3 protein-coding genes and 2 pseudogenes are annotated in these 6,054 nt (G+C 68.1%); 3 read left to right on the top strand and 2 right to left on the bottom strand.

Features of this window, described 5'->3' with window-relative positions; translation table 11 throughout:
* Both ACIQK6_RS42935 and ACIQK6_RS42930 read left to right on the top strand, forming a co-directional pair.
* Positions 1 to 92: pseudogene (locus tag ACIQK6_RS42935) on the top strand (lytic transglycosylase domain-containing protein); the annotation flags it as partial.
* A 435-nt stretch (positions 93 to 527) separates the two neighbouring features.
* Positions 528 to 1,518, top strand: a pseudogene (locus ACIQK6_RS42930) (Tn3 family transposase); the annotation flags it as partial.
* Between the two features lie 28 nt (positions 1,519 to 1,546).
* Here the strand turns inward: ACIQK6_RS42930 and ACIQK6_RS42925 are convergent.
* Together ACIQK6_RS42925 and ACIQK6_RS42920 are read right to left on the bottom strand one after the other, a co-directional pair.
* Positions 1,547 to 2,272, bottom strand: coding sequence for a dienelactone hydrolase family protein (locus ACIQK6_RS42925; protein WP_402697809.1), 726 nt, complete (start codon positions 2,270 to 2,272; stop codon positions 1,547 to 1,549).
* Positions 2,273 to 2,552: 280 nt separating this feature from the next.
* Complete coding sequence (locus ACIQK6_RS42920; protein WP_402697808.1) at positions 2,553 to 2,753, bottom strand: hypothetical protein; 201 nt, start codon at positions 2,751 to 2,753, stop codon at positions 2,553 to 2,555.
* 269 nt (positions 2,754 to 3,022) lie between these two features.
* On the opposite strand from ACIQK6_RS42920, the gene ACIQK6_RS42915 reads away from it, so the two are divergent.
* Positions 3,023 to 4,009 (top strand): aldo/keto reductase, encoded by a 987-nt coding sequence (locus ACIQK6_RS42915; RefSeq protein WP_329106696.1) that lies wholly within the window; start codon positions 3,023 to 3,025, stop codon positions 4,007 to 4,009.
* Positions 4,010 to 6,054: the final 2,045 nt, after the last annotated feature.

Raw genomic sequence — 6,054 nt, 5'->3', positions numbered from 1 at the left:
CCCAGATCAAGTGGGGCCTGGACTACATGAACGACCGCTACGGCAGCCCGGTCGGCGCCTGGAACTTCTGGTCCGCCAACCACTGGTACTAAGCCACCAGCGGACAACCATACTGACGAGAACGCCCGGCCCGGACTACCCGGCCGGGCGTTCTTGCGTCCGCAGCCGTCACCGTGGGGTGTGTGCTTATCGGTCGTGTCGCCGATCACGGACGCGCAGCCTGGTACATGCACCGGCAACCCGGTCGGCAGGGCTGCCTCGGTATTGCCCAATCGTGTGGCGGTGCCCCTGCGACCTGCTGAGCTCGGCGAACTCGGTCTCGTTGATCGACGGAACGTTCATGATCATTGCCCTCAGGCTCCAGATGATTGCCTTCGGACGGGTCACCGACGCCTCCGGCGCCGTGGGCGGCGCCGGCGTGGACACACGCCGAGGGCCCGAAGGCGCTGTTCGATCACGCGGTGGGCTGGCTGCGCCGCAACCGGGTGCTGCTGCCGGGGGTGAGCGTGCCGGCCGCCGACGCGGACGACGGGTACGGCGTTCGCCCGCGTGCTGGAGCGGCTGGACGAGATCGGCGCGCACCGGCTCGGGCGGTTGAAGGCCCGCTCGCCTCGGTGGACGGGTTGCGGTTCGTCGTCCCCGTGCGGACCGTCAGCGCGGCGCCGTCGCCCAAGTACTTAGGGTTCAAGCGGGGCATCACCTGGCTCAATGGGTCAACGGCCAGGTCACGGGCATCCGGTAGATGGTCGTGCCCGGCACCCCGCGCGACTCCCTGTACATTCGGGACGCGCTGCTGAGCCTGGGCGGCAGCGTGAAGCCGGAGATGGTGACCACCGACAACGCCTCTTACTTCAACATGGTGTTCGGCCTGTTCAAGATCCTTGGCCACAACTTCGTCCCCCAGTTCCGCGACCTGGATGACCAGCGGTTCTGGCGGGCGACGATGCCCGGTGTCGGCACAGGAACGTACGGCGTGGCGGAGGCCCTGGCCCGCAACCGCGTGAACCCGAACAAGTTGATCACGCACTGGCCGGACACGCTGAAGGTCACCGGTTCCCGTTGGGCGAGGTGTTCGCCGAGTACGGGCGGATCGCCAAGACCGAGCACCTGCTGCGGGTGGTCGATCCGGTGGACGACACCCATCGGCGGCAGGTGAACCGGCAGCTCACTGTGCAGGAGTCCCGCCACAAGCTTGCCCGGGACGTGTGCCACGGTAAGCGCGGCACCATCCATCAGCCGTACCGCGACGGTATGGCGTACCAGCTAGGCGCCCTCGGCCTGGTCCTCAACACCATCGTGCTCTGGACGACGAAGCACATCGACGCCGCCGTCGCCCAGCTGTGGGGCGAGGGCCCCGAGATCGTAGAGGAGGACATCTCCCACCCGTCCCCGCTCAAGCACCGCAACCCGAACCTGCTCGGCCGCTACAGCTTCACCGCCCAGGTCCCCGCCGCCGGCGCCCTGCGCACGATGCGTGGCCCGCACGCGCCGGAGCTGGACGAGGACGAGGACGGCGGGCATCAGCGAGCGTCAGTAGCCGAGCACATCACTGCGTTACGGGTAGGCACTCGGCGAGCAGGTCGACGATGTCGCGCCAAGCTCGCTGTGCGTGTCGCGGGTGGTAGCCGACACCGGGGGGCACGGCGTGGTCGACCGGTGGGTGGTGGAAGGCGTGCAAGGCTCCGCCGTAGACCGTGACGCGCCAGTCGACGCCTGCGGCCTGCATCTCGGCGGAGAATGCCTCTCGCTGCGCGGGCGGCATGATCGGGTCTTCCGAACCGACTCCGGCCCACACCGGGCAGCGAATGCGTGCCGCCTCGCCCGGTCGGCCCGTGGTCAGTGCATTGACTGTCCCGATCGCGCGCAGGCCGACCCCGTCGCGCCCGAGTTCCAATGCAATGGCGCCCCCGGTGCCGTATCCGATAGCCGCGATGCGGTCGACGTCGGCCCGCGGTTCGGCGCGCAACACGTCAAGCGCCGCGTGGCCGATGCACCGCATCCGGTCGGGATCGGCGAGCAGCGGCATGCAACGGGCCAGCATCTCCTCGGGATCGCTCAAATAGCGCCCGCCATGTAGGTCAAAGGCCAGCGCCACGTACCCCAGCTCCGCCAGGGCCTCGGCCCGGCGGCGCTCGACGTGGCTGAGTCCCATCCCCTCGGGTCCGATCAGGACTGCGGGCCGGCGATCGGTACCAGCCGGGAGCGCGAGGTGCCCGACCATCGTCAGGTGGTCGGCTGGATACTCCACTGCACGCGTTGTGACCGTCGTCATGCGATTGGATTGTAATGACCGTCGAGTTCGCTCGGACGGTTGTTCACCGCTGGCGGACAGTGGTCCGTCTGGGCTGCGTCTCCGGGGCGTTGTCAGCCCGTCGTCAAACGATCGTTTGACGGCAGGGCGGCGGCACGTCCAATGAACCCGTGCAATCCGGGGGTTCGCGGCGGCCCGAATCCAGTCAGATCCGATGCTGATTGCTGACAGGGTCTCAGCGCCAACCGCCGGACCTGTGTTCCCCGAGGCCGGTCCTGGGCGCGGCCGTCGACGGCCGGGGTCAGCGGCGGCGGTTGAGTTCGCCCGGTGGGATGTACAGCCTTCGCGCGGGGGACAGCTTGTCGAAGCGGGCCTGTTGGCGGGCCTGTTCCTCCATCTGCAGCCCGTCGAGATTCTTCGTCCGTGTGGCCCTGTCGCTCCAAAGGAGGAACGCGACCAGTGCGGCGACCGGCAGTCCCAGACACGCATAGAAAGTGATCAAGCCGTTCATAGTCCCCCCAGCGAAGATCAGCAAGCGTGCTGAGTCTGCCGGCGGCGCCGTGTACGAGTCAAGGGTGGGCGTTTGACGGGCCGTGTTCGTCCGTCCTTGAAGGCCGCGTTTTCCCTGCGTATTACAGAGGGACGGCCGTCGTCGGTGCGTGGATGGGAGCATGTATTGCGCGCGGCCCGAGACGTTGGCGCGGGTTGACTTGGAGCGTGCTCCAACGCATAGCGTCCTGAGCAGTGATTCCGAGCTCAGGAGGCAGCAGTATGAGCAACCTTCCCGTCCGGCACCTGGGCGGCCTGGTGGTTTCGGCGCAGGGCCTGGGGTGCATGGGCATGAGCCACGGCTACGGTGCCACGGACGACGCACAGTCCATCGCCACCGTGCACCATGCTCTCGACCTGGGTGTGACCCTTCTGGACACCGCAGACTTCTACGGTGCCGGGCACAACGAAGAACTGATCGGACGGGCCGTCGCCGGGCGCCGCGACGAGGTCGTGCTGGCAACGAAGTTCGGCTTCGCCAATCGCCTGGGTGAGCCCACCCGTGTCCGCGGCGACGCCGCATACGTGCGTGAGGCGTGTGACGCGTCGCTGCGTCGGCTCGGGGTCGATCACATCGACCTCTACTACCAGCACCGGGTCGATCCGCAGGTGCCGATCGAGGAGACCGTCGGCGCTATGGCCGAACTCGTAGAGGCCGGAAAGGTTCGTCACCTCGGGTTGTCCGAGGCCGGCGCGCACACCATCCGGCGGGCACATGCGGTGCACCCGATCGCCGCGCTGCAGAGCGAGTGGTCGTTGTGGACCCGCGACCTCGAAGCGGAGATCGGCCCTGCCTGCCGCGAACTCGGCATCGGGCTGGTCCCGTTCTCCCCGCTCGGGCGCGGCTTCCTGACCGGCCGGTACAGCTCGGTCGAAGGGCTGGCGGAGAACGACGTGCGGCGCAGCCAGCCGCGTTTCGCCGATGGCAACCTCGGGCGGAACCTGTTGATCGTCGAGAGGCTGAACGGGCTCGCCGAGGCGAGGGGAGTCACCGCCGGCCAGCTCGCGCTGGCCTGGTTGCAGCACTGGGGCAACGACGTGGTACCCATCCCCGGCACTCGGCGACAGCGCTACCTGGAAGAGAACCTCGCGGCCCTGGCCGTCGAGCTGTCCGCCGATGACCTCGCCGCCCTCGAGGCCGCCGCCCCACCCGAGCAGGTCGCGGGCACCCGCTACGACGCGACCAGCCTCACCTTCGTCGGCAACTGAGCCCGAGAGGCGGACCAGCAGTCGGGGAAGGATGCTCCGCGCCAGCTGAATGACGACCGGCCGGTGCAGATCGCGGACATGCGGCGCGGCGGCGACGCGGTGATGCGGTGATGCGGTGATGCGTGCCGAGCTCTGCGTCAACTGGGCCTACCATGTCTGGTCCGGGCTGAGCACTGAGGGCAGGGGGAGTGGGCCAGGGTCCTTTCGACGACCGGCAGTTCGCCCTTGCTTGCGCGGCGCTCGACCGTGCCTCGGAGCGCTGGGCCGGGGTGGTAGAGGGCGACACCCTCACCTGGCACTGGTAAGGGCCGGGGCGCGCCGCTGAGCGCAGCCGGCATGGACGAGGCGTGGGCGAACCCCACTTCCGTACCTCGGCAGCTGGCCGCGATGCCCACCGTTCAGCAGCGCGGTCAGGCGCTGCTTGGCAGCCTGAAGCTGCTTCCGTGCAAGCTCCACGTCGGCCTGGAGTTGATGAAGGCCGGAGCTGCCCGCCCATCGCTCGTCGAAGCCCAGGCGCCCTGTACCAGTCGCGCTCTCCGCCCGCACCTTGGCTTCGTGGACCTCGTACTCTGCCCTTGCCGCCTCCTGGGAGTCCAACGCGCGCGCCAATGCACGTTCGACCGCTCGGAGAACTCTCTCAGACCTCAACACGTCTGCCTGGACTATGTAGAGGTTCGGCGGTTCGGAAGACAACACGGACTCCTAAAGGGCAACGATAGGGAAGGCAGCACACCGAGCTGTGCATCAACCCAGCCACCGAACGAAACAGCTGCGGCATGGCCCCAGACCAGCCCGCGGGGGCCTACTACATGCTTCGCTGCTCCTTGAGCAGGGCCATCGTCACATCGGGAGTTCGCTGCCGTCGGGCCGCTGCTCCGCGCTGGCCAGATGTCGGAGGTTCTCTTCGTGGTCTCCCATCTGCTCTTCGTGCCAACTTCGGCGCCGTTCCTCGCCCGGGATCGTCGGAGCGGTCCGTGCCGCCTCGAGCTGTTCGTTGATGTCTACCGAACTCCCGCCCCTCGTGTTCCTCGACCCTGAGCCTACGAGGCCGTGCAGCAGGACGGAACGGTAGCCGGGGGTGCGGTCCGCATCCGGTTTCCGTCCCGCAGCACCGTCTCCGCAGCCCCGCCTCCCCGTTTTGCCAGTCCGCGCCTTGGTGTCGTACCCGGACGGCAGCGCCGCCCGCGCCAACGATGCAGACCGTGGGGTCGACCTCCCCGCCGTGCTGGGGGAGCCACGCCTCCAACTGGGTCATGCCCGACGCTGTCGCCCCACGCGGCCACTTGTACATGTTCTCGCTGCCCCTGTCCGTACCCCCGTCGTGGCCGGACGTCCGGCCACCTGTGACCCTTCCACCCGGCACCGACGCGGGGCTGTGCAGTTGCTGGGGCGCCGCGGAGTTCACCTGCTACCGAAACGGGCAGCTGCCTGGGATCCGAAGACGTGAGCCCGCCGCAGGTCCTTCGAATCATCGGGCACCCGACACGGCGAGGCGTCCTATCGTTGACCGGCCCAGCAGGTTTGACCTCGCGGACGTACGGCGAGGGCGGTGCGAGAGCTGCCGCGAGCCGCCCAAGACGACCGCGTGCAGACACTCGGTTTCGCGTTCCTCACCGGGCAGGATGACGAATACGTCGCACGCTTGCGCCGCTCGTGATGGCGAACAGATGTCACCACCAGGGTCAACGGCAGCTGGATCAATGGCGGTTGGGACGAACCGTCGGTACCTTCACCGAGCTGCTGGGGGAAGTTCTGCCGCCGGAGCGATACCTGAGCGCCGGTCACGGAGCGGGCCTGGCCGGTGCTGCGGTTCTTCTTCCTCTGCACTGGGCCGATCGTGTCGTTACGGCGTCGGACTCTGGCGGCCCGAGGAACCTCTGCCCCCTTTCCCCGTGCGGAGTGGAGCCGGTGTGCCCCGAGGCGTCTCGCGTCCGGTGGTGTTGGGTTTTTGCGGGTTGTGATGGGTGTGCGGTTTGTGGGTTTGTGTGCGAAGAATTCTGCAGAACGGTTGTTACTTGGTTGGTTGGTCCGGGTGGGTGAGGTGG

Source organism: Streptomyces sp. NPDC091682, assembly GCF_044756625.1.
Taxonomy (GTDB): Bacteria; Actinomycetota; Actinomycetes; order Streptomycetales; family Streptomycetaceae; genus Streptomyces.
This window is presented reverse-complemented; position numbering and strand designations above follow the sequence as displayed.